Below are 314 nucleotides of genomic sequence, written 5' to 3' on the forward strand. Positions count from 1 at the left end.
ATTTTAGTCCGAAGAGATTCATGTCTCTCAACTACTTTATTAATAGCTTTTTCTAAAAAGGATATATTAATTTTCCCATGAATTCTTAAAGCAATCGATTCGTTAAAAGCTTTTTCCGATAAATCATGTTGTACGAGAATACTCTCCTGTTCTTTCGTAAGTGGAATCTCACAAAGGAATGCTTCATCAGCTTCTCTTTTAATGTCTTTTGATTTTGTTCTGGCTTTTACTTTGGTGATGAGTTCATGGATATCTTTATATCTGTTGGATGTTTCTTGAATTATAGTCTCTTTGTCGGCTTTTATAACAGTTGT

The 314-nt window shown here is 31.8% G+C and carries 1 protein-coding gene; it reads right to left on the bottom strand.

Annotation, left to right across the window (positions count from 1 at the left end):
- Positions 1–314, bottom strand: a 314-nt coding sequence (locus SCA31_RS22855) for a condensation domain-containing protein (protein ID WP_410699330.1), incomplete at both ends; no start/stop codon positions are given.

The organism is Chryseobacterium sp. SIMBA_028 (assembly GCF_046535285.1).
Taxonomy (GTDB): Bacteria; Bacteroidota; Bacteroidia; order Flavobacteriales; family Weeksellaceae; genus Chryseobacterium.